This window comes from Granulicella tundricola MP5ACTX9 (genome assembly GCF_000178975.2).
Classification (GTDB): domain Bacteria; phylum Acidobacteriota; class Terriglobia; order Terriglobales; family Acidobacteriaceae; genus Edaphobacter; species Edaphobacter tundricola.
This window is the reverse complement of sequence record NC_015057.1, coordinates 162,380-186,285: the sequence shown is the minus strand read 5'-3', so window position 1 is coordinate 186,285 and position 23,906 is coordinate 162,380. Positions and strand designations below refer to the sequence as shown.

The window sequence follows — 23,906 nt, the reverse complement described above, 5'->3', positions numbered from 1 at the left end:
TCGGTGTGAATCCGTGTTCTTCTACTCGAATGAGGGGTGTGTGAAACCAATGGGTGTGATGGAATCCTTCGTAGTCCTCGGTTTTGGTGTTTTGGCATGATGCAGTGGATCTTGCGCTCCGGGCAGAGCCGGCGGCCCCGGTGGAGCATACTCCTGGGGACGGAGGCGTTGCTGTGCCTCGCTCTGACGAGCTGCCGGCGTCCCTCTACTAAGATCACGTTTACCCAGGTTCCGAAGACGAGCCTGGGCGGTGCGGACACGAGCGGAGTCATCTCCGGGCGGGTCACCGGGCCGGCGGAGGGTTCACGCATTCTGCTGTATGCACGCTCCGGCGGCAAGTGGTGGATACAGCCGTACGGTTATATCCCGTATACGGTCATTGCGGCGGACGGGAGTTGGAGCAACTCGTCCCACCTGGGGACGGACTATGCGGCGGTGCTGACGAAGGGTGACTACGACTACCAGAAGATGGTGCCGGAGCTTCCGAAGGTTGGGGGCAAGATCCTGGCGGTGGCCATCACTGCTGCGTCGAAGAACCGATTCGAGCCAACTCGCGTGGATGCTGCGACGATCCACTTTGGCGGATATGAGTGGGAGGTTCGATCGACCATCAGCAACAACGGCGGAATCGATCATCAGTACCTGACGAAGAATGTGTGGCTCGATTCGGATGGAGCGCTTCATCTGCGGGTTTCGCGCGTGGGAACCAAGGCGGCCTGCGCAGAGATTCATACGATTCGGAACCTGGGCTATGGGACGTATCGGTTCACGGTGCAGGATGTCGGCAAGCTGGATGCCTCTGCCAGCCTAGGATTTTTTACGTGGTCCGATCGCTCTCCGGATCAGAACTACCGGGAGATGGATATCCACATCAGCCGGATGGGAAATCCGGAGAACAAAAACGGCGAGTACCTGATCCAGCCGTATTACATTCCGGCCAACGTCTATCGCTTTGAGATTCCGTCCGGCGAGATCACGGCGTCCTTCCACTGGATGCCGGGCAGCGCGGTCTTTACGACGGCGGAGGGGAGCAATCCGCATGCAAAGCCGGTATCGACGTGGACGTTCACAGCGGGGATTCCGGCCTCGAGCGGAGAAAACACCTATATCAATTTTTGCGAGTTTCCCTTTGCAAAGGTTGGCTTGCGGCAAGAGGCGGAGGTGGTGATTGAAAACTTCCAGTTCTGGCCCTAGCCGCCGAACCGCTCTGCACGTCCTCCGCTGCCTGCTGCTCTTTGCGTTGATTCTGCTGCTGCATGGCGTGGCCCGCGCAGTGGATGGAACGCGCCCGATGGCACAGTATCTTCTTCAGCAATGGGGAGCGGAGCAGGGGTTGGCGGTGGGGCACGTCAACGCTATAGCGCAGACCCCGGTTGGCTATCTCTGGATCGGCACGGATCGCGGCCTGATGAGATTCAACGGACTGCGCTTCGTGCCCAAGCAACCACCTTCGCCTGAGTATTCGCCAATCGAAAGGGTGATTAGCCTGGCCGTGGATGTGGATGGCGCGTTGTGGATTCGGGCGGAAAATGCTCGGCTGCTGCGCTACTTCGATGGACGCTTCACGCTGGGTTTTCCGGTGAACCAAGGAGAGACGAGTCTGACAGCGATTGCGCCGGGGCATCGCGGCGGGTTGTTGGCCACCGGACTCAAGATCGGAGGGATGCAGGTGACCACGGGCGGCGTCACGCGGCTGCGGCCTAGTGTAGGTTCGCTGCTGATCTCGGTGGCACAGACGACTGACGATACGGTCTGGCTCGGAACGCGGGAGATTGGTCTCTTCCGCTGGAAGGACGGCACGCTGCAACCGGCGGTGACCGGCGTCCCCGACCGGAAGATCAACTGCCTGCTTCCAACGCCGGACGGCCACCTGTGGATTGGAACCGACAATGGGCTCGGCTTATGGAACGGGCAGACGGTGGTGACGGTGCCGTTTCCCGCGGAGTTCGATCACCTGCAGATCCTGGCGATGGTGCAGGATCGCGACCATAATCTGTGGCTCGGAACCTCAAAGGGTCTGCTGCGCTACAACACGGCTGGGATGGCTTGGCTGCAGAGGAATGCAAGAGAACGGGATCAGGCGGTCACGGCCCTGATGGAGGATCGCGAAGGCGATTTGTGGTTCGGCAACGGCGGCAGCCTGGAGCGGCTTCGCGATAGTCCGCTGATCACCTATGGCGACGCCGAGCAGCCATCCGGCGAGCAGTTCGGCCCGACGTACGTGGATGCCCATGGTCGTGTGTGGCTCGCACCGATTACCGGCGGACTGTTCTGGATGCGCGATGACGCCATTCATGCGGTGACTGCGGACGGGCTCAACCAAGACATTGTCTATTCCATTGATGGCTCCGGCGACAATCTCTGGCTGGGCAGGCAGCAGGGCGGCCTGACGCGGCTGCATTCTTCTGGCGATACCTTCACGGCCCAAACCTGGACGCACGCGGACGGGTTGGCCGAGGATAGCGTCTTCTCCGTGCGCGCGTCGCGGGATGGCAGCGTTTGGGCCGGCACGCTGACGCGGGGCGCAAGCCACCTGGTTAACGGCAAAATCGAGGCTCGGACTGATGGAAACGTACTCTCGTCCGAGACCATCTCGGCGATTGAAGAGGATCGCTCCGGCGCGATGTGGTTTGCATCCCCTGCCGGAGTCAATGTGTTGCGCGGCACAAGCTGGCGTTCCCTCGGGGTCAAGGATGGCCTGCCCTCGCAGCAGGTCTTCTCGCTGCTGGCTGATTCAGCCGGCGCCATGTGGGTCGGCACATCGGATGGGCTGGCTTACGTGGACAAGGGGCATGTCCACAGCTTCAGCGGATCGCCGCTGGGTAAGGAGCCGGTGCTGGGCATGGGGGTCGATCAGCGTGGGCTCCTCTGGATCGCCACTGCGCTGCACATCTTCAGTGCGCCGCGGGCTGCTCTTCTGGCGGGCAACCTCAATCCGGAGACTATCCGCAGCTACAGTGTACAGGACGGCTTGCGCAGCACAGAGGGGGTACGGCGCTTTCGGTCCGTGGTGAACGACGGCCTGGGCCGGGTGTGGATCTCCACCGGCCGTGGTCTTTCCGTCACCTCATCCGGGGTGGGCGAGCATCTCCTGCCTGCCATTCCGCACGTCGAGGAGATTATCTCCGATGGCGTGGCGGTCAATTTAATGGGCGACGTGCGCGTCTCTCCCAATACCCAACGCATCGTCTTTCAGTTCAGCGGCCTGGACCTGCGGGCGCCGGAGAGGGTACGTTTTCGCTATCGACTGGATGGGTTCGATAAGGCCTGGAGCGAAGTCGTGGAGAGCTTGGAGGCGGTCTATACGAACCTTCCGCCCGGGCGATACCGCTTCCGCGTTGTGGCGGCTAATAGCGAGGGTCGCTGGAACGCCCAGGAAGGCATGTTGTCCTTCCGCGTGGAGCCCATGCTCTGGCAGCGCTGGGAGTTTCAGCTTCTCTGCCTGTGTACGCTGACGCTCATCTCCATCTGGATCTACCGCCGTCGCATGCAGTTTCTGATCACGCAGGCGAACATGCGCTTTGACGAACGGCTGGTGGAGCGGACGCGCATTGCACGCGAACTGCACGATACCCTGCTGCAGGGCTTCATCAGTGCGTCGCTTCATCTACATGTAACGGCTGAGGCCTTGCCTTCCGAGTCGCCTGTCCAACGGTCGCTGCAACGTGTGCTTCTGATCATGGAGCGGGTGATTGAAGAGGCGCGGCAGGCCGTGAAGGGGCTGCGCACGTTCGATGGCTCGTCGACGCCTCGGCTGGAGCAGATCTTCCGTGAGCTGGTGCTGGAGGTGGATGAGGCGGAGGCCACCGGCTACGTCGTGGTGGTGGAAGGCGAGTACCGTACGCTGCGTCCCGCAATCTATGAAGAGGTCAGTCGCATTGGGCGGGAAGCCGTCATCAACGCCTGGCGTCATGCCGATGCCGAACACGTCACCGTGCGGCTGGAGTACATGAGCGGCCGCCTGGGGCTGGAGGTGACGGACGATGGAACCGGCATGGATGTGGCCACCGTCTCGCATGGCCGCGAAGGACATTGGGGTCTGCTGGGGATGAGGGAGCGGGCCGAGCGCATGGGCGCTCGGTTGCAGATCATCAGCCGGCTGGGACAGGGGACTCGCATCGTGCTCAACGTGCCCGCGGGCATCGCTTACCCTGACGAGCCCTGGGGAGGCCGGACGAAGGAGGCGGACAGATTTCGCTTGTGGTAACCCGCGATGCCACGGTCGCGCAACACCCAAAAAGGGTGGGTCCGGATCGATCCTGAGGAGTCTGTCCGTGGTCTGGGAGGGCTGCTACGTTGTAGTAGCTGTTGCCACAACTGCACCGGTAGGGAATGCCGATCCGGGTTTCAGGCGGCAGAAGAGGTCGCTGATGAAAGCCGCTCGCCTGGCCGATCCGTCCAGATCGTCTGAACTGGATTTAGAAGATGTTGACCTGCCGCTTGTCGGCCGGGGCGAGATTCTGGTGCGGGTCGCCGCCGCCGGCGTGACGCCCAGCGAACTACTCTGGTACCCCACCACCCATACCAAAGAAGGAGAACGGAGGATCGGCGTCGTGCCGGGCCACGAGTTTTCCGGCATCGTGGAGGCGATTGGGGCGGGGGTGCATGGCTTCTTTCCGGGCGATAAGGTCTTTGGCATGAATGACTGGTTCTCGCAGGGCGCCTCGGCCGAGTACTGTATCGCGTCGCCACTAACCCTGGCGCCAAAACCACGTACCTTGTCCTATGCAGAGGCTGCGGCGGTGCCAATTGGCGCGTTGACCGCATGGCAGGCTCTCTTCGATCGTGCCGATCTCCAGGCCGGAGAGCGGGTTCTGGTACACGGCGGCGCGGGAGCCGTCGGGACGTTTGTGATCCAGTTGGCGAAGCTGCATGGCGCGGAGGTGATTGCGACGGCTTCGGCGGCGAATATGGATTTTCTGACCTCGCTCAAGGCGGATGAGGTGATCAACTATCGGGCGACGCGTTTTGAAGATCAGATTGAACCGGTGGACGTCCTCTTCGACGCTATCGGTGGCGAGACGCTCCAGAGATCCTGGCCTCTGCTTCGTGCCGGCGGTCGCGCGATCACCGTCGCGGCGCAGAGTGAGGGCGTTGAGGATGCACGGATTAAGGCGGCCTTCTTTATCGTGGACGCGAGTCGGGAACAGTTGCTGGATATTGGACTTCTGATCGACGGCGGCTCTCTCCGTCCGTTCGTCGGAGCAGCTGTGCCGCTTAGCGCCGCCGCGGACGCTTATGGCGGACGAATCGCACGGAAGGATGGACGTGGCAAGGTCGTGCTGTTGATGCCGGACTTTGAGGAGAAGGATGTCGGCACACGAAACAGCTCTTCCCGTCGCGTCTGACTCATAAGCATTCCTACGACCGCGAGAGCAACGTCGGGTTACGAACATAGGGTGTATTCTCAAGGTCTCCGGGCTTGGCATCCTCAGATTCAAAGTCAAGGAGATTTCAGCATGAACTCATCACAATCCATCCGTGTGCTCACTGTGGATGACCACCCTCTGCTGCGTGAAGGCATCTCCGGCGTCGTCAACGCGCAGCCTGGAATGACCGTGGTGGCGGAGGCGTCCGATGGCGACGAGGCCATCTTGTCTTTCCGCACTCATCTGCCGGACATCACCCTAATGGACCTTCGGCTGCCCAAGACCAGCGGCATTGAGGCCATCGTCACGATTCGCAAGGAATTCCCGGCGGCGCGGATCATCGTGCTGACGACTTATGCCGGGGACGTGCAGGCGCTACGTGCGTTCAAGTCCGGTGCTTCGGGCTACCTGCTGAAGAGCATGCTGCGCGCGGAACTGATCGACACCATCCGCCGCGTTCATGCAGGGCAGCGGCGTATTCCGCCGGAGATTGCGGCAGAGATGGCGGAGCACGCCGGTGACGATATTCTCAGCGCACGTGAGATTGAGGTCCTCCGCCATGTCGCGGCGGGGAACTCGAACAAGATCATTGCGAGCAACCTGACGTTGTCGGAACACACCGTCAAGGGCCACATCAAGAACATCCTCTCCAAGCTTGGCGCCAGCGACCGCACCCACGCGGTGATGATCGCGCTGCGGCGTGGTTTCCTCGACATGGGCTGAACCGACATGCTGACCTATGGCTGGATTGCAGACCCCTTCCGCGCGGCCGTGGTCCGACCTACCCCTCCGGTATGAGCTTCTCCCGGGCCGCCGCTACTCTCCGCCGCCCGATCTCCAGATAAATCTCTGTTCCCACAGCAATCTGCAAGAAAGCTGGTTCATTCCTGCGCCCGCAAGGCCGCCCGTACCTAGCGGGTGGGCTTTGCCGTGTCGCCCGAAGAACTCTTTTTCGACGACATCTTGACTAATGCGGTATGACCACTGTAGCTTTCCGCACGAAGTTAATCAGGACAGATTCCGGTAATGAAAGAGTTCAAGCCTTGGACGGCGACGTCCTTCCGGCCTGGTTCCGTTACCGGATCATGATCCGTGAGTTGCACCTGCTCGACTCGCTTCGGAGGCAATATGACAGCACGCATCTGGAATTCGCTTTGGACGGCAAAAGGGCGGTTCGTCGTTCTCTTTCTCCTGGCTCTCTCGCTCACCGCAGTGGCGTCGAACGCACAGACTGCCGGCACCGGAAACATTCAGGGCAACGTTGTCGACGCGACGGGAGCCATCGTCCAGGGCGCCGCGGTCACGGCCACGAATACGGCGACCCAGACCAAACACACCGCGGTCACGGAAGGCAATGGCTCGTACAGCTTCCCGAATCTCGACGTTGGCACGTACACGGTTGAGGTGGGAGCCAAAGGCTTCCAAGGCTACAAACAATCAAACATCGCGCTGGAGGTTGGCAGCAGCATCGCGGTCAACGTCTCGCTGACGATTGGAACGGAAAGCCAGACCATCGAAGTCCAGGCCACCGGCATAGCGCTGCAGACCGAGGATAGCTCCTTCAAGCAGACCATCGATCAGAAGACCGTGACCGAATTGCCTCTGAACGGTCGCCTGATGACGCAGTTGATTACGCTCTCGGGCGGCTCAGTCAACGCGAACGAGAACAACGACCAGCAGGGAAGCAAGACTTTTGCGACGTCGGCTGTCGTCTCAGTTGCAGGTGGTCAGGGTAATCAGACCGACTACCGCCTGGACGGTGGGGACCACAACGACTACATGACCAACATCAATCTGCCGTTCCCTTTTCCGGACGCGGTCAGCCAATTCAGCGTGGAGACGACGGCGCTGGGCGCACAGAGCGGCCTGCATCCCGGCGGCCTGGTAAACGTGGTGACACGGTCTGGTTCCAACCAGTGGCATGGGACGGCGTTCGAGTTCCTGCGCAATAACTATCTCAACGCAACCAACTTCTTTTCCACCTGCAAGATCGTTGCACCTGCTACCACTTGCAGCGCCAAAGATACCCTGCACCAGAACCAGTTTGGCGGGACCATCGGCGGCAAGATTATGCGGGACAAGCTGTTTTTCTTTGGCGGCTATCAGCGCACCAATCAGTCATCGACCCAGGCTTCGACGACTGCGTTTGTTCCAACGGCGGCGAATCTGGCCGGTGACTTTTCTGTAACAGACGGACCCAACTGCCAGAAGACCGGTCTTCAACTGCTGAATCCCCAGACGGGCGCAGTCCTGGCGAATAACCAGATCAGTCCAACCGCCTTCAATCCGCAGGCGCTCGCTCTTCTGAAGTACCTGCCTGCCACGAGTGACCCTTGCGGCAAGGTGACGTACGCGATTCCGCTGCAGGTTCAGGAGAACCAATTTATCTCGCGTGTGGATGCGACGATCAATGCCCGGAACAGTCTGTATGGCCGCTACCTGCTGGATGGGTACACCAGCCCGGCCTACTTCTCGCCCACCAACGTTTTGCTGACGACGCAGCCCGGCAACATCGAGCGCGCACAGGGTCTGACGATTGGCGAGACGTTCGTCATCAACAGCAACCTGGTGAATGCGTTCCATGCCACGGCGACACGGCGCAGGGATAATCGTGGGCCTGCAGCGACCGGTATCAGCCCAACCACACTCGGCGTGAACGTATATGTGCCTGTGGATCCGGGGCTTCTGCTCACTGTAACGAACAAGTTCAGCACGTACTGCGGAACCTGCGCGGTTGCCCACTTCAACGACAACACCTTCTCCTTCAGCGACGATGTCAACTGGCTCATCGGAAAGCATCAGATTGCCTTCGGTGGCGAGTTCGTTCGGTCTCAGCTCAACATCTCCAACATTTATGAATCTGACGGTAAGTTCACCTTTTCCGGGACCTACAGCCAGAAGGGACCTGCGGGCAAGAGCGCGGGCGGCACAGGCGCGGATGCCAACCTGGACTTCCTGACAGGCTCCATGAGCGGATACGAACAGAGCAAGGCACAGCAGAACGCGTTGCGCGGTTCAATTCCGAGCCTTTATGTCCAGGACGTCTATCATCCGACGAAGAGGCTGGTCCTTTCAGCGGGAGTTCGCTGGGACCCTGAGTTCTTCCCGGCGGATTATTTCGGTCGTGGAAGCGAGTTCAGCATGGCCGGGCTCCTTGCCGGCACGATCAGCAGCGTCTATCCGAACGCTCCGGCCGGAAGCTCGTTCTATGGTGATCCGGGAGTACCGAAGGCGTTTACGAAGAACTCGCCTTACCAGTTTTCACCTCGTGTCGGTGTGACCTTCGATCCGACCGGCGGGGGCAAGACGGTGTTTCGTGCCGGCGCAGCCCTGGTCTATGATGAGCCGAACTTCTTCACGGGCCAGCGGACGAATCAGAATCCGCCATTTGCGCAGACGATCGCCAATACGCCAGTCAACGTGCCTTTGAGCCTCACGAATCCATGGTCGAATGGCACGCAGACGACGAACCCGTTTCCGCAACCCTTCAAGCCTACGGCGGCTACGGTCTTCCCGAACGGCGGCCAATACATTGTGCTGACTCCGCAGTTCCACTCGCCGTATTCGATCCAATATACGGCTAGTATGCAGCAGGAGTTCGGCAAAGGCTGGGAGTTCCAGATCGACTATATCGGCAACAGGACCGATTTCCTGCCTTATGGATATCCCCTGGATGCCGCAGTCTACATCCCGGGAACTTGCAATGGAACGCCATGTTCCTCGCTTGGCAACACGGCTTCACGCTATGCGCTCACGCTTGCGAATGCGACGCAGGGACCAAAGTACTCCGGTGGCGGCGGCGGTTCGATCCTGATCAAGCCCGGTGCAAACGCGAGCTATAACGGCATGGTGACGACGATCCAGCATCGCCTGTCTTCGACGTTCGTATTCCTTGCGAACTACACCTGGTCGCATTGCATCGATATTTCGGATAACACCGCGGATGTTGCAGGCACGAGCGTTCAGAACCCGAGCAACATCAAGGGAGACAGGGCGAACTGTGGCTTCGACTATCGCGATGTCTTCAACACGACCATCGTGGCATCGAGCCACTTTGCTCTGACAGGCTGGAAGGCGCAGTTGATCAACAACTGGGAGATTTCGCCCCTGGTACATATCACCGATGGCGCGCCGTTCACGGTGACAGCAGGACAGGATAATTCCCTGACTGCCGTGAACAATGACCGCGCGAACCTGATCAATCCCAACACAGTATTTACCCACACCAAGGTGGTTGCGCCAGGAACCAGCGGAGCTGCTTTCACGCAATTCGTCAACCCCTCCGCGTTCTCTGCGAACGCCACTGGAACGTTTGGTAACTCGGGGCGCTTCGCTTTCCGTGGACCGGACTTCCTGCAGGTGGACAGCTCTTTGAGCCGCATCTTCCCGATCCACGACAGGCTTGCGCTGGATCTGCGGTTTGAAGCCTTCAACGTGCTGAACCATCCCAACTTCGCCGGTCCGGGAAGCACTGGTTTTGCAGGATCGAGCAGCTCGATCCTGTCCAGCACCTTCGGGCAGATCACCTCAACCGTGAACAACTACGGCGCTCGCATCTTCCAGGCGGCGGCCAAGATCACCTTCTAAGTTCTCCGCTCTGTGGGTTGCAATGTGCAGCCCACGGAGCGGCTAGATCTTCCCTCCCATCAGTTCAAACAAGAACAAAAGCCTCAGGAGAGCAAGATGGATTTGAAAGACACGAACCTCAACACCAATCGCAGGGACTTTCTCAAGACCAGCAGCCTCCTTGCAGCCGGAGCCACGGTCTCCTGGAACGCCTCCAGCTACGCCGCCATTGTCGGTGCCAACGACCGTGTCCGAACTGCCATCGTCGGTTGTGGCGACCGCATGAAAGGCGCGCTCGTCCCGGCTTTTTTATCCCATGCCAAGGAATTGAACTTCCAGTTCGTTGCCGTCTCCGATATCTGGAACATGCGGCGTGATCAGGGTGCGGCTATGCTCAGCGAGAAGACTGGAAATAAGGTCGACTCCGTCCGCAACAACGAAGAGCTTTATGCCCGCAAGGATGTCGACGCGGTCCTCATTGCCACGGCTGATTTCCAGCATGCGCAGCACGGCATCCAGGCTGTCAACGCTGGTCGAGACGCCTACGTGGAAAAACCAACCGCACACACCATGCCGGATGCACGCAACTTCCGCGCAGCAGTGCATAAGACCGGAAAGATCGTGCAGGTGGGCACGCAGCGCCGCAGCACGCCCGGCTACCAGAAGGCGTACGAGTACATCAACAGCGGTCAGTTCGGCGATATCGTCATGGTGGAGATGAGCTGGAACGTCAACCAGCCCGGGCGCTGGCGTCGTCCGGATGTGGTGCCATTGCTGAAGGAGCAGGATACAGATTGGACTCGTTACCAGCTCGACCTGCCCAAGGTTCCGTTCGACGCGCGCAAGTACCTTGAGTTCCGCCTCTTCTGGCCGTACTCCTCCGGCCTGCCGGATCAGTGGCTCGTCCACCAGATCGATACGGTCCACTGGTTCACCGGGCTGCCGCATCCGCGCAGCGTCGTCGCCAATGGCGGCATCTACGCTTGGAAGGATGGCCGCGTGAACTGGGACACTCTCACCGCGGTCTTCGACTACGGCCCGTTGGACGATCCGACGAAGGGCTTCCAAGTCGTCTACAGCACACGCCAGACGAACTCCGCCGGCGGCGTCAAGGAGCTTTACTACTCCACCGGCGGCATGCTGGATATGGACAAGCGCACTGTCACGCCCAACGGCGGCCTCACCGCGAAGTACGCGGCTGAGATGAAGATGGAGCCGAAGCTGCTCAAGAGCTTCTCCCTCGACGACCACAGCGAGAAGGTTTCAACCGATGCCAACACCGGCTCAGGCGATCCAGAGACGGGCGCCAATATGCGTAACTGGATGGAGTGTGTCCGCTCGCGCAAGATGCCCAACGCCAGCATTGAAGCGGGTTACAGCCACTCCATCGCACTGTGCATGTGCATCGCGGCCATGCAGACGGGAACGCGCGTCACCTTCGACGACAAGACCCAGCAGGTCGTCGCCGGAGGTAAGCATGTATAGCCGACGCATCTTCGGCATCGCATCTGTGGCGCTGCTTATGTCTGTGTCGGCGCTCAAAGCGCAGGCAGGGAAGGGAGTGCAGGTCACGCCCAACGAGGCGGATCGCCGTGTCGATATCACCATCGACGGCGAACGCTTCACCTCCTACGTCTGGCCCACCTCGCTCAAGAAGCCTGTGCTCTATCCGCTGATCGCGTCGGACGGCGTTACTGTCACACGTGGGTATCCGCTGGAGCCGCGGCCGAAGGAACGCGTCGATCACCCGCACCACGCCGGCATGTGGTTCAACTACGGCAACGTCAACGGCTTCGACTTCTGGAACAACTCTGACGCCATCAAGGAGGCCGACCGCGAGAAGATGGGCTCCATCCATCAGGACCGCATCGTGTCCACCAAGAGCGGTAAGGATCGCGGGGAGCTCACGGTCGAATCGACCTGGACCACCGGCAAGGGCACGGACATCCTGAAAGAAACCACACGCTACGTCTTCATCAAGCGCGGGGACGCCCGCATCATCGACCGCGTGACTACGTTGAAGGCGCTCGACCAGGCCGTCTTCAACGACGACAAGGAAGGCGTTCTCGGCATCCGCGTCGCGCACTTCCTGGAGTCGCCGAACGAGAAGGGCGGCATCTTCATGGATGCCGAGGGCCGGCCCACCAAGGTCGATGCCGTCGATACATCCGGCGCGACTGGCGTCTATCGGACCAGCGAAGGAGTCGAAGGTGAGAAGGTCTGGTCGACCCGCGGCAAATGGTGTACGCTCACCGGGACCACGGACGGCAAGACGCTGTCGATTGCGATCCTCGATCATAAGGGCAATCCCGGCTATCCCACCTATTGGCACGCACGCGGCTACGGTCTCTTCGCCGCCAACCCGCTCGGCGACCATATATTCGACCCCAAGGCACCGGAGCATAAGTTCACCATCGCCAAGGGCCAGTCGGCAACCTTCAAGTATCGCGTCATCATCTTCTCCCATAGCGCAATCACCGCGGAGATGAACAAGGAGAGCGCGGCCTACGACGCTGAGTACAACTAAACGCCTTCATCAGTGCAAGAGGGCAGCCGCTCATCTGCGGCTACCCTCTTTTCGCTACTACAGCACATCTAACCTGCTCATGGTCCCCCGATCAATCGTTTTTATCGCATCGTTCAGCTTCTTCCCGTCTCTGTCCGCGTCCGCGCAGGATCTCAACCTCAGCCCTTCGCGCCCTACCATCGCTAACAGCGCCACCATCCAGGATGCCGGGGTCATCCAGGTGGAGCAGGGTTACGATGCCTATCCGCGCAACCCACCCGGCAATCTTCAGACGCTCGCCACCTCCATCTACTACACCCCGCTCCCACGTCTCCGCCTGGACTTCGGCTGGTCCAACTTCGATCACATCCAGCAGGATGTTGGCGCAGCCAATGGCGTGGGGACCATCACCATCGGCGGCAAGGTGGAGCTGAAAAAAGAGGACTATCATCGCCCCGCGCCTGGTATCGCCGTACAGTATGAGGCGGAGCTGCCCACCGCCTCCGGCACCGCTCTGCAGAACTACGGCCAGCAGGCTGTCTTCCTTATCAATCATCACTACGGCAAAGACGGCAATATCGACGTCATGCTCAATGGCTCCATCGTCCAGGCCAACTGCCAGACCCAGGCCGGATGTAGCTATGGAGGACAGCAGTCGCTGGCACTCAGCTTTCACACGTCGAAGATCACACGGGTCTACGCGGAGGTCTTCGGGCAGAACAACTCGGAGTCCAACACGCCGCCGGGCACCTATCTCTTCGGCGGCTTCTATCACCAGTTCAACGACGCTTTCGGTATCGACGGTGGGTTGCGCTTCGGCGTCAGCAACGACTCCGCACGCATCGGAACTACGGTGGGCCTCGTCTTCGGCAAACGAGTTCACGGCGGTTCGAAACCCAAGTCCTAAAAGCGCTTCGGTAGAAGGCGCAACGCTCCGACCGATTGCCCCAAGTCCTTTCGATCAGTCTGGTTGGCTCATTTGCGCTTTCTTCCACAACTCCTCCCACCCGCTTGGCGTCTAAACCAACGAGATGAGAGCCCTGAACGTTGCCGCCTGTCTTCTCGCCACCTCCTTTGTCACAGCTCTTCATGCTGAAGACGCCGCGCGCTTCGATCTAGCTGGTCCAAAGATCAAGGTTCGCGTCACTCGTGGCGACACCACGCTTCCCATCGCGCAGGTCCCCAACCTTCAGCCCGGCGACAAGCTCTGGATTAAGGCGGATTTGCCTGCCACCCAATCGAACCATCTCATTCTCATCGTCGCCTTCCTGCGCGGCACCACCAACGAGCCGCCTGACAACTGGTTCACTGAGATTGACACCTGGGAAAAGAAGACCATTGAAGGCACGACCGTCACGGTGCCTGCCGAGGCTCAGCAGGCCGTTATGTTCCTTGCGCCGGAGACTGGCGGCGATTTCAAAACCCTCCGCTCCGCCGTCAAAGGCAAGCCTGGCCTCTTCATCCGCGCCGACGCCGACCTCAACCAGGCCTCCTTTGAGCAGCAGCGCATCGAGCGCTACCTCGCGGCGATGAAGACGGTCTCGCCCACCGACTCCAAGGCCATTCAGGATCACTCCACTAAGCTTGCCGCAACGCTCGCCCTCAAGCCTAACGCCGATTGCTTCAAGCAGCCGGTCGATCAGCAGGTCACCTGCCTCACGCAGTCCAGCGCCCCCGTCCTACTCGACGATGGCCACGGCCAGACCGTTGCGGAAGCCCTATCCACTGGCCCATCATCCGATTTCATCAATGCGGCCTCCTACACGTCGGCCGCTGGGGCAGGCGTCTACTCGGCTTATGTCGGTGCCGTCGTCGATCTCGTCCACCTCGTCGGCACGCTTCGCACCGCGCAGTATCAGTACATCCCGGGCCTCAGCTTCCCGGACGGCGAATCCCTCAGCCTCCGCCTCAACACGCCACCCTCCTTCCATAAGCCGGAGTCGGTTATTGTCATCGGCCTGCCTGCCATCCAGAAGGCTGCGCTGCCGCCTCTTCGCCTGCACAACGCAGACCAGGTCGCCTGCCTGCTGCAGCCGAAGGTCGCACTTCAGCTAGAAGGCGCGCCGCTTGTCTTCTCCAGCAGCTTCGCCCATGATCTTGTGCTGCACCTCAATCGCACCGGCGACACCACTGATCTGCCCTTGCACCCGGACGCGTTTGAAGGCGGCCTCATCGTCTCCGAAAACGACAAGCGCCAACCACTCAAGCCCGCATCGGACAAGCCTAAGCCAGAGAAGACCGATGCCAAACCCGGCTCGCCCACCGACCTCACCATCACCGGTAAGGTCAGCGGTTATTGGGGCTTTGATGCCTTCGATGGTCCCACTGTCACCCTCCAGCAGGTTCGTGGCAAGGACTGGAAGATCGTCGGCAACACCCAGCTTCTTGCCGGCCAGGACAATCACCTCACCCTCAAAGGGGATGGCGACGCCTGCGTCCAGCACATCGCACTCGCCAGCGAAAAGGCAAAGGATGTAGATGTCACCTATAAGGCGGCCGACGGCAAGGATGCCAAGGACACCCTCAACCTGGACGTCCCCCTAAAAACCGTCCAACCCGGCGGCTACTCGCTTGCCATCCTGCAGTATGGCGACAAGGATCAGGATAAGGTTCCCCTCACCGCGTATAACGCCGGAATCAAGCTTGAGAACTTGAAGATTCACGGCGGCGACAACACCGCCATCCTCACGGGGGAAGGCCTGAAGGATGTTGTCTCGGTTGATGTCGACAAGCAGACCTTCACCCCCACCGGCGACTCGAACGACGACAAGACCGTTCATCTCCAGGCTAAATCCGGCGTCTCCCCGGACGACGGTGCGGATGCCACCGTCAAGCTCAAGGACGGGCGCACCATGCCGGTGAACATCGCCGCAGAGGCCGCACGCCCCGGCCTTAACCTGCTCTCCTTCAAGGCCACTGCCGCGCAGAAGGACGACTCCATGCCTGTCACGCTCGGAGCCAAGGATGACATTCCCCTCGATGGCACCTTGACCTTCGTCGTCCAGACCAAGGACGCCATGCCCCGCACGCAAACCATTGAAGTCGCAACGCTCGATGGCTCTGTTACGACGGCCCTTTCGCTTGCCGCCAATAACCTCGTCCTTCAGGACGATCATACCGCCGTAGCCACGCTTGATCCGCTCAAGTCCTTTGGCCAGTCCGCCTTTGGCAAGCTACAGATGCGCCCCGTCGCCTCGGACGGCACACCCGGCGCGTGGACGCCGCTCGGCACGCTCGTGCGTTCGCCCAGCATCAAAGCCATCCACTGCACCACGCAGGACGCCCCCACCTGCACGCTTGACGGCAGCAACCTCTTTCTCGTCCAGTCCTTCGGCGCAGGCAAGGACTTCGCTAAACCCGCGGACGTTCCCACCGGTTACGCCGACAGCACCTACCTTGTGCCCACGCCGTCGGACGGCTCAACGATCTACCTCAAGCTGCGCGACGATCCCAACGCTCTCGCATCCGTGACGCTGCCCGCGGCCATCCCGAAGCCTGCACCGGCGGCACCCACGGCACAAAATGTTCCCGCCGCCCAGACTACGCCGTCTCAGTCCATCACTGTTGCTCCTGCGTCGCCTGCCGCTAAACCCACAGTTGCTGATCCCACTCAGACGCCTGCAGATCCCAAATAATTCGCGCTCCACCCCTGAATGCTCAAGGTAGGGCGAGTGCCGCGCTCCCTCCGTCTTCGCTCGACCTATCTTCTCTTCAATCGCTATGTGCGGAATCGACCGCCTCCCCATTGAAGGGTTCAAAAGAACCGGTCCCGCACGCGTCTTCAAAACTCATAAACCGTTACACTTCAACGATATAGATGGTTGATCCAGAATTGATTCTCGTTTGAGTCTGACTTGAAGCCAATCCGGTTTCGGATACGAGACAACAGCAACGTGAGAGATGCTCCAGCCAACTCACGCCGCCGCAGTCTCAAAGAATCCGGAATCAGGAGTGAACCAATGTCAGACATCCTTTGCGCCATCGTCGCTGTCTCGCTTCTTTTCATTGTCTACCTGTGGGCCTTTGCCTGCGATCGTAGATGCCTGCAGAAATTTGTGTCCGCCCAGAGGATCGCCAAGACCTCAGCCAGACCTCCGACCGGCGAGACCCTTACCGAGTCACCCGCACGCCCCATCGCGTAACCTTGGGGACTAATCAGGTCCCGAAACTTCGCTCACTCCCGCGCGCTAAAATATAGGAGCAGCCCGAATCCCCGGTCTGCTCCGATTCAACGCATGTGACGGAGGAGTGAATCGATGAGCGACTCGCCCAAGAAGCCAGATCAGGATCAGGAACCAGGCCGCGTTACCCGCCGGTCTTTTCTCTCGCATATCGGTGCAGCGGGTGTGGCCGCCACCACGGCACCGCTCGCCGCTGCTGCCCAATCCTCTGCCCCATCCCCCGCCCGCGCCACGGACGCAGCCGAGCCGATCGAAGGCGCAATCCCCGTCGCCCTCTCTATCAACGGCAAGTCCTACGCCCTCAACTTAGACCCGCGCACCACCCTCCTTGACGCCCTGCGCGAGACCGTCAGCCTCACCGGCACCAAGAAGGGCTGCGACCATGGCCAATGCGGTGCCTGTACCGTCCACGTAGATGGCCGCCGCATCAATTCCTGCCTCACCCTCGCCGTGATGCATGACGGCCAGCAGATCACCACCATCGAGGGCCTAGGCCAGCCCGACGCCCTCCACGCCATGCAGGCCGCCTTCGTGGAGCATGACGGCTATCAATGCGGTTACTGTACCTCCGGCCAGATCATGTCCGCCGTCGCACTGCTCAAGGAGCCGTGCGGCCCTGCGGATGCGGACGTCAAGGAAGCCATGGCTGGCAATATCTGCCGCTGCGGCGCATACCCCAACATCGTCGCCGCCATCCAGCACGTACGTCAGCGCGCATAACCGCACTGGGAAGGGAACTCACCCATGGAAGCCTTCAAGTTCACACGCGCCAATGATGTTCCGCAGGCCGTCCAGCTAGGCCAGGCGCAGGGCACGCGCTTCGTCGCCGGCGGCACCACGCTGCTCGATCTCATGAAGCTGGATGTCGAGCGCCCCACCCGTGTCGTCGATATCAACCGCCTGCCGCTGGATAAGGTTGAAACCCTTCCGGACGGACGTCTTCGCGTCGGAGCACTCGTCCGCAACTCGGACCTCGCCCATCATCCACTGGTGGTCGAGCACTGTCCGGTCCTCTCGCAGGCGCTCCTTGCCGGAGCTTCCGCGCAGCTTCGCAACATGGCCACCACCGGCGGCAACCTCCTCCAGCGAACACGCTGCGCCTACTTCCGCAACGACGCCATGCCCTGCAACAAGCGGGAGCCTGGCTCCGGCTGCTCGGCCATCGAAGGCGACAACCGCACCCTCGCCATCCTGGGGACCAGCAAGCACTGCATCGCCACCAACCCCTCGGACATGAACGTAGCCCTGACCGCGCTGGAAGCCGTCATCCACATCCAGGGACCCAAGGGAGAGCGGGACATTCCCATCGCGGACTTCTTCCTCGTCCCCGGCACCACGCCGGAGCGTGAGACAGTCCTCACCCCCGGTGACCTGATCACCCACATTACTTTGCCCGCGCCGCGCAAAGGCGCAAAGCAGGTTTATCTTAAGCTGCGTGACCGCGCCTCCTATGAGTTCGCTCTGGCCTCGGCAGCCATCGTCATCGAATCCACCGGTGGCCGGATCACCTTTGCTCGAGTAGCCATGGGTGGGGTGGGCACGAAACCCTGGCGCTCATTGGAAGCGGAAAAAGCGCTCCACGGCCAGCCCGCCTCGGAGGCCGTCTTCCATCGCGCCGCCGAGGCCGCTCTGCACGCCGCACAGCCGCAGAGCCAGAACGGTTTCAAGATAGAACTCGCACGGCGCTGCGTCGCCCATGCCCTTACTCTCGCTACGGCAACCGCGTAACTGCTCCACCGCGCACAGGAGATCTCCTCATGCCACTCGCATCCCCCACGCTTCCGCCGCAGATGTCCATCAACCCCAATGGCAAGCAGCCGCGCATCGATGGGCCCGTCAAGGTCACGGGCTCCGCGATGTACGCGTCAGACCACAATCTCCCCGGCATGCTTTATGCCGTGCCCGTCTGCGCCACCATCGCCAACGGTAAGATCACCGCGCTTGATCTGACCAGCGCCAAAGCCATGCCTGGCGTCAAAGCTATCTATCACCACGGCAATATCGGCTCGCTCTTCCGTTCCGGCCCGCCGCAGGGCTTCTCCGGCGTCATCGATGAGAAGCGCCCGCCGTTTGAAGATGAGGTAGTCCGTTACTACGGCCAGTATGTCGCAGCCGTCGTCGCTCTCACCTATGAGCAGGCCATCGCCGCCGCCAACGCCGTCAAGGTCACCTATAGCAGTAGCGCGCCGGACGTCAGCACTTACCTTACCTCCACGGAAGCGCCCAAGGTAGACTCTCATCGCGGCGACCCCGACGCAGCCTTCGCCTCAGCCCCAGTCAAGGTCGACCAGACCTACGTCACCCCCACCGAGACCCACAACCCAATCGAACTCCACGCCAGCGTAGCCGATTGGGACGGCCAGGCCTTCACCCTTTACGAGACCTCGCAGGCTGTCGTCAACCACCAGAATGTCATGGCGCAGATGCTCGGCGTCCCGCAGGAGAACGTGCGCGTTATCTCGCGCTTCCTCGGCTCAGGCTTTGGCGGTAAGCTCTGGCCGTGGCCCCACGCGCTTATCGCGGCCTCTGCCTCACGCGATCTCAAGCGCCCGGTCAAGCTCGTCGTCACACGCGACATGATGTTCCAGAACGTAGGTCATCGCCCTCAGACCCAGCAGCGCGTGCGCCTCGCCGCGACTCCGCAAGGCAAGCTGCTGGCGGTGATGCATGACTCGCTCAACCACACCTCCATCCTGGACGACTACTCGGAAGGATGCAGTGAAGCGACGGCCTATAGCTACAGCGTTCCCAACCTCCGCGCTACCTCCGCCCTCGCACGCCGCCACGTCGGTACGCCGACCTCCATGCGCGGGCCCGGCGCAGTCCCTGGTCTCTTCGCCCTGGAGTCCGCAGTCGATGAACTCGCCGTCGCGCTTAAGATGGACCCCATCGCGCTCCGTCTGCTCAATGAGCCGGAGAAGGACGAAGGCCTCAACATGCCCTTCTCCTCGCGCCACTTCATCGAGTGCCTGAAGACCGGCGCGGACAAGTTCGGCTGGGCTAACCGCACTCCCGGCGTAGGCTCCATGAAGAAGGACGGCCTCACTCTCGGCTGGGGCGTCGCCGGTTGTAGCTGGATCGCAGAGCGCATGGGCGCATCCGCCAGCTTTGAGCTGCGTAACGACGGCACCGCCCGCATCGCCACCGCCACCCAGGACATCGGCACCGGTACCTATACTGTGCTCGCCAATATCGTCCGGGAGAACACCGGCATCCCCCATGACCGCACCGAGGTTGTGCTCGGCGATACCAACCTGCCCGCCGGTGCCATCTCCGGCGGCTCGTGGGCCACCGCATCCTGCATTCCCGCAGTCGTAGATGCCATCCAGAAGGCCCAGCAGACCCTCTTCGGCATTGCCACTGCAGAGCCCAATGCCAGCTTCCCTGGAAAAAAAGCCGCTGATCTGGCCTTTACAGACGGTAAGGTCCACTTGAAAGACCAGCCCGCAGCCTCCGGTATCCCCTTCGGCGATATCCTCACCAAGGCCAACATCCGTGCAGCCGCAGGCGACGGCAAGAGCGAAGGAACCTTCGGCGATCCCAAGCGCAAGTTCTCCACCCATTCTTTCGGCGCACAGTTTGCGGAGGTTACCTGGCAGCCGGAGATCGCTCGCCTGCGCGTCTCGCGCGTCGTCACCGTCATCGATGCGGGGCACATCCTCAACCCCAAACCCGCACGCAACCAGATTGAAGGCGCGGTCGTCATGGGCATCGGCATGGCGCTCTTTGAAGAAACCAACTACGACCCGCGCTTCGGCGCACCCATCAACAACAACCTCGCCGACTACATCATGGCCACCAACGCTGATGTCCCCTCCATCGACGTCACCTTCCTCGACTACCCGGACCTCGTCCTCAACTCGCTCGGCGCGCGGGGTGTAGGCGAGATCGGCCTCGCCGGCATCGCCGCCGCCATCACCTCGGCCGTCTATCACGCCACCGGCGTCCGCGTCCGCGAACTTCCCGTTCGCATTGAGGATCTGCTCCCGGCCGCGACCTGGAAGCGTGCCTAAGCGTAATTTATGCTCGGATTATGCAGTGCTCTAATATGCTTCCGACTCTTCTAAAAAAACAATGCTCACCTTGTATTACTATCGCAATGGACGATTCCTGCCTGTAGCCGCGTTGTTCCGCACGTCCCATAAGCCTCCACTCTGTTGCGCCGAGATTGCCTCGCTGAAGCCGTCCGATGAGTTGCCAAGGCTGCATAGGGAGGACATCCAAGTCGGGCGAGAGTCACCTCGCTGATCTGGAGCAGGATGCTGAAATCTGCTCGCACGAAACGCAGACAACGTCCTAAAGCATTGTCGCCGTCCTCCTAGACTTTTACGTCTATCACGCAGGTCTCCAGACACTCTGAGAGCTCGCATCATAAAACAAAAGTACCGCTGCTTTGCAGCGGAATAAGGATGACACGTCATCCCCAGGGGTTTGCCGTGATGTTGCATCGCGACTGATATCTTTATATCTTTATGGCACTAGTACTTAGCTTGCAAATAATTCTTGGCTGAACCGTGCGTAAACATTTGTAAACTGTCGTGGCGTCGTCTTTTAGGCGTGGTACATCGTTAAATGAAGGAAATTCTTGCTTATGTTTACAAAAGTAAACGCACCGTCATTGACGGGATTCATGGTTTCCGCATGCGTTCGAGGCGATGTTGAATTCTCCTGACAAGCCGTCCCCGCATTCCTCAGTCCCTCGCCGCCAGTGATCGAAAGCAGACTTCCGCCTTCCCACCATGTCCAAGACTTTTACGACGACGTTACCGAGAGCCAAGATAATCGCCCTCGACTAGGCGGCACGGAACAGACGGTCAGATCTCTTCGCGATGACTCGGAAAGGCGGCGATCGTTTCCCATAAATGCCTGTCTGGAGCAGGAGAGCCACGCCGGATCCGACCCTGATGACCGAGCTGATGTGTTGCGTTAGCTCACCGCGAACTTCTCTGATGCCGTGTCCGGGAGTGCAATTTCGACCAAGCAGGAGCGGGAGATAGTTCGGCAGGCCGACCACGTTAAAGAAGGTGGGCCGAGGAAATTGCTGCGGCGCCTGGACGGTAGCCAGGAGGGCAGATGGTCCGCGTCTCGCCACCGTTAGAGCTGTCGCATTTTTACCTGTTCGTCCTCGTATACTTCAGCCGTGTTGTGATCTTCACGCTGCTCATTAGGGCCTGAATTGCCTTGCGGCTCTCACACCTAGACGCACTACCTTTCAAAGTAGATGCAATGTTCGGTAAGCAGCGACCTGGAGTACGTGATCTATTGAGGAAGATGGTGCAAGAGAAAGCACGGGAGATTGCGCAACCAGAGAAGTTGATTACCGCCCGTGGAAACCCTCCCTTTCAGCCGTTCGGCGCCGCACGTCTGAGGGCTGGGACGAAGTTTGAATCAATGTGAATCATCTGTTCCAGCGACGAAACATGCGGAATTTTCTCGAAAAAAATGCGGAGGGTGGCGCCATGGGATCCTGCTCCTGCAGCCATCTCAACAGTGCTGCTAGGGCTCGCTTGTTGGCTTCCATACCTGCACTGTACGGTGTTTGCAAGGCGGTACCTCTTGCGCGTCCCCCCGCCCGATTCAGTCAAGCTATTAGAATTCTCTGGACATGAGGTTTGTAATCTTTTCCGACGCCAGACCGGTAGCGACCCGGCTCTCCCTGAGGAACTGGAGGAGGTCAAGTGTGCCACCAAAACGCTCCGGCAAAATAGCTCGACGTATTACTTCGCTACGTTTCTCTGAGAGCTTCTTGAAACAGCCGGAGCGTAGGTCTCCGCTATTAGGTCTTTCGATATTTGTTCGACGAACTGAGTTTTTTGCGCGCGGGTTTAAGTTTACTGGGACGCTTCTTGTGCCTCTTGAACACCTCAACCGAGTATTGGGCGCATTGCGGCGGTGATTCTTGCTGGAGTTGGCGTGCTCAAAAGACAGGATCATTGAAGCAAGGACGGCCAAGCCATCCAGAACGGCGATTGGCGCCAAAAATTAGCAATGTGGAACAGATGTCGGGACAAGCCATTTCAAAGGGTCCGTGGAGGCCACACAAAGAAATCCTGTAGCCCAGGAACACGTTCGCGTGACTGATCCAATCTCGCAAAGCTGGCATATTGTATCATCGCCTTAAACGAATCCTCCGGCGGGTGCAGACGGCGGAACGTCTCTGCGACCGTAATCCCCATCTCAATAATTCTCGCTGGCTTTCTGAGAATGGAGCTCACGGTATCGCACAGCCGGTCCTTCTCAAAGCTATAGGTGAGTTTGTCACTGAAAGGCAGCGGGTCCAGAAAGCTCTGCGAAGCATTGCATAAGCAGAGCGTATGGGCACCGTACGCGCGTAAAACCCGGTCATGTGGCATGGACGCAGTGTTTGGCGACATATCGATCAAACCCAACGACTGACGAATAAGGCCAATTGAATCGACGTAGTTGCAGTCGTCGATATATGTGGCCTTCTTACCGGTAAAGTCCAGGTGGTGCCAGTTGTTACCGCGGATCTGAACAGGAAGATCCATCAATGCGGAGACCATCCTGGTTGCCTTGACGGCTCTCAGGTAATCATCGAGCTGAGCGATGAAGAACAGACGCAGCTTGACCATCTGCAAGAGATCAAAACCACGATCTTCAAAGTAACGGGTGACAAGATCGTCGATCTGATTTGACTGAGGTGCATCGAGATCGTTTTCGAGCTCATCGGCGAGCTCCAAGAGCGATTGCAAGAGAGGTAAATCGAGGCTCTCCGTCCATGAATCCCGAATGTCATTGGGGTTCTTGCCGTTTTTGAGGAAGAGCAGCGGTCCATTTCTCTTGGCCTCAAAATCGAGTTTTTGTAAGGGGAGTTCGTCGAGCACGATGGGCGCCAAAATTCCGGTTGGGCCTTTACGAAATGGCAATCGCGCTCTCAATTCGCGATGCTCGGCAAAAGCGTAGAGAGAGATAAAGTTGTTGCTCGGAACGACGTGGCGATCGAAAAAATAGGCGGGTGAGTCGCCGTGGAGCGTGATGAACGGAACTCCGATCTCCTGCCAGAGGTTGGTCGCGGCTCCGCCCTGGTTGGTCGTCAGATCCATCCCCATCCCAACGCAGGAGAGCACGAACTTGAATCTTTCGAGCGCTCCGCTTTTTAGCAGTTGAAGCAGGGGGTCGAGATGATGAAGGCTGACCTCAACGAGCTCCATATCCAGCTCTTTGAGAACCGGAGCGAAGGCGCGTCCGATACCTTCCAGCGTTCCGCCGCGCGTCGTGCCGGAGAGAAACAGGACTTTATCCATGCCGCACCGTACCGAATTT

13 protein-coding genes are annotated in these 23,906 nt (G+C 59.9%); 12 read left to right on the top strand and 1 reads right to left on the bottom strand.

Going from position 1 to position 23,906, the window contains the following annotated elements; genetic code table 11:
* Positions 1 to 96 precede the first annotated feature (96 nt).
* The 12 genes from ACIX9_RS19455 to ACIX9_RS19395 all read left to right on the top strand — a co-directional run bounded on the left by ACIX9_RS19455 (position 97) and on the right by ACIX9_RS19395 (position 20,635).
* Positions 97 to 1,194 carry a LamG domain-containing protein gene (locus tag ACIX9_RS19455; protein WP_013572801.1) on the top strand — a complete coding sequence of 366 codons (1,098 nt, stop codon included), beginning with the start codon at positions 97 to 99 and terminating at the stop codon, positions 1,192 to 1,194.
* A complete protein-coding gene (locus ACIX9_RS19450; RefSeq protein WP_013572800.1) occupies positions 1,169 to 4,207 on the top strand; it encodes a sensor histidine kinase in 3,039 nt (1,012 codons plus the stop codon). Before ACIX9_RS19455 ends, ACIX9_RS19450 begins: the two co-directional genes overlap by 26 nt.
* A gap of 163 nt (positions 4,208 to 4,370) precedes the next feature.
* A complete protein-coding gene (locus ACIX9_RS19445; RefSeq protein WP_013572799.1) occupies positions 4,371 to 5,348 on the top strand; it encodes an NADP-dependent oxidoreductase in 978 nt (325 codons plus the stop codon).
* A gap of 111 nt (positions 5,349 to 5,459) precedes the next feature.
* On the top strand, positions 5,460 to 6,092 hold the full coding sequence (locus ACIX9_RS19440) for a response regulator (protein ID WP_013572798.1): 633 nt from the start codon (positions 5,460 to 5,462) through the stop codon (positions 6,090 to 6,092).
* A gap of 405 nt (positions 6,093 to 6,497) precedes the next feature.
* Positions 6,498 to 9,956, top strand: a complete 3,459-nt coding sequence (locus ACIX9_RS19435; RefSeq protein ID WP_013572797.1) for a TonB-dependent receptor — start codon at positions 6,498 to 6,500, stop codon at positions 9,954 to 9,956.
* 96 nt (positions 9,957 to 10,052) lie between these two features.
* Positions 10,053 to 11,420 carry a Gfo/Idh/MocA family protein gene (locus tag ACIX9_RS19430; RefSeq protein WP_013572796.1) on the top strand — a complete coding sequence of 456 codons (1,368 nt, stop codon included), beginning with the start codon at positions 10,053 to 10,055 and terminating at the stop codon, positions 11,418 to 11,420.
* On the top strand, positions 11,413 to 12,462 hold the full coding sequence (locus tag ACIX9_RS19425; protein ID WP_013572795.1) for a DUF6807 domain-containing protein: 1,050 nt from the start codon (positions 11,413 to 11,415) through the stop codon (positions 12,460 to 12,462). Before ACIX9_RS19430 ends, ACIX9_RS19425 begins: the two co-directional genes overlap by 8 nt.
* Before the next feature lie 79 nt (positions 12,463 to 12,541).
* Positions 12,542 to 13,348: a hypothetical protein gene (locus ACIX9_RS19420; protein ID WP_013572794.1), complete on the top strand. Its 807-nt coding sequence runs from the start codon at positions 12,542 to 12,544 to the stop codon at positions 13,346 to 13,348.
* Positions 13,349 to 13,472: 124 nt separating this feature from the next.
* Positions 13,473 to 16,076, top strand: a complete 2,604-nt coding sequence (locus ACIX9_RS19415) for a hypothetical protein (protein ID WP_013572793.1) — start codon at positions 13,473 to 13,475, stop codon at positions 16,074 to 16,076.
* Positions 16,077 to 16,697: 621 nt separating this feature from the next.
* Positions 16,698 to 17,342, top strand: coding sequence for a (2Fe-2S)-binding protein (locus ACIX9_RS19405; RefSeq protein WP_013572791.1), 645 nt, complete (start codon positions 16,698 to 16,700; stop codon positions 17,340 to 17,342).
* Positions 17,343 to 17,366: 24 nt separating this feature from the next.
* Positions 17,367 to 18,350, top strand: coding sequence for an FAD binding domain-containing protein (locus ACIX9_RS19400; RefSeq protein WP_013572790.1), 984 nt, complete (start codon positions 17,367 to 17,369; stop codon positions 18,348 to 18,350).
* A 29-nt stretch (positions 18,351 to 18,379) separates the two neighbouring features.
* Positions 18,380 to 20,635, top strand: coding sequence for a xanthine dehydrogenase family protein molybdopterin-binding subunit (locus ACIX9_RS19395; RefSeq protein WP_013572789.1), 2,256 nt, complete (start codon positions 18,380 to 18,382; stop codon positions 20,633 to 20,635).
* A gap of 2,004 nt (positions 20,636 to 22,639) precedes the next feature.
* Here ACIX9_RS19395 and ACIX9_RS19390 read toward each other — a convergent pair.
* Positions 22,640 to 23,887 (bottom strand): hypothetical protein, encoded by a 1,248-nt coding sequence (locus tag ACIX9_RS19390; protein ID WP_013572787.1) that lies wholly within the window; start codon positions 23,885 to 23,887, stop codon positions 22,640 to 22,642.
* Positions 23,888 to 23,906: the final 19 nt, after the last annotated feature.

What these genes read in the sequence shown, in the direction of transcription:
- ACIX9_RS19455 (WP_013572801.1), top strand. Translation starts at nt 97, where the DNA reads ATGATGCAGTGGATCTTGCGCTCCGGGCAGAGCCGGCGGCCCCGGTGG.
- ACIX9_RS19445 (WP_013572799.1), top strand. Translation starts at nt 4,371, where the DNA reads ATGAAAGCCGCTCGCCTGGCCGATCCGTCCAGATCGTCTGAACTGGAT.
- ACIX9_RS19440 (WP_013572798.1), top strand. Translation starts at nt 5,460, where the DNA reads ATGAACTCATCACAATCCATCCGTGTGCTCACTGTGGATGACCACCCT.
- ACIX9_RS19435 (WP_013572797.1), top strand. Translation starts at nt 6,498, where the DNA reads ATGACAGCACGCATCTGGAATTCGCTTTGGACGGCAAAAGGGCGGTTC.
- ACIX9_RS19430 (WP_013572796.1), top strand. Translation starts at nt 10,053, where the DNA reads ATGGATTTGAAAGACACGAACCTCAACACCAATCGCAGGGACTTTCTC.
- ACIX9_RS19425 (WP_013572795.1), top strand. Translation starts at nt 11,413, where the DNA reads ATGTATAGCCGACGCATCTTCGGCATCGCATCTGTGGCGCTGCTTATG.
- ACIX9_RS19420 (WP_013572794.1), top strand. Translation starts at nt 12,542, where the DNA reads ATGGTCCCCCGATCAATCGTTTTTATCGCATCGTTCAGCTTCTTCCCG.
- ACIX9_RS19415 (WP_013572793.1), top strand. Translation starts at nt 13,473, where the DNA reads ATGAGAGCCCTGAACGTTGCCGCCTGTCTTCTCGCCACCTCCTTTGTC.
- ACIX9_RS19405 (WP_013572791.1), top strand. Translation starts at nt 16,698, where the DNA reads ATGAGCGACTCGCCCAAGAAGCCAGATCAGGATCAGGAACCAGGCCGC.
- ACIX9_RS19400 (WP_013572790.1), top strand. Translation starts at nt 17,367, where the DNA reads ATGGAAGCCTTCAAGTTCACACGCGCCAATGATGTTCCGCAGGCCGTC.
- ACIX9_RS19395 (WP_013572789.1), top strand. Translation starts at nt 18,380, where the DNA reads ATGCCACTCGCATCCCCCACGCTTCCGCCGCAGATGTCCATCAACCCC.
- ACIX9_RS19390 (WP_013572787.1), bottom strand. Translation starts at nt 23,887, where the DNA reads ATGGATAAAGTCCTGTTTCTCTCCGGCACGACGCGCGGCGGAACGCTG.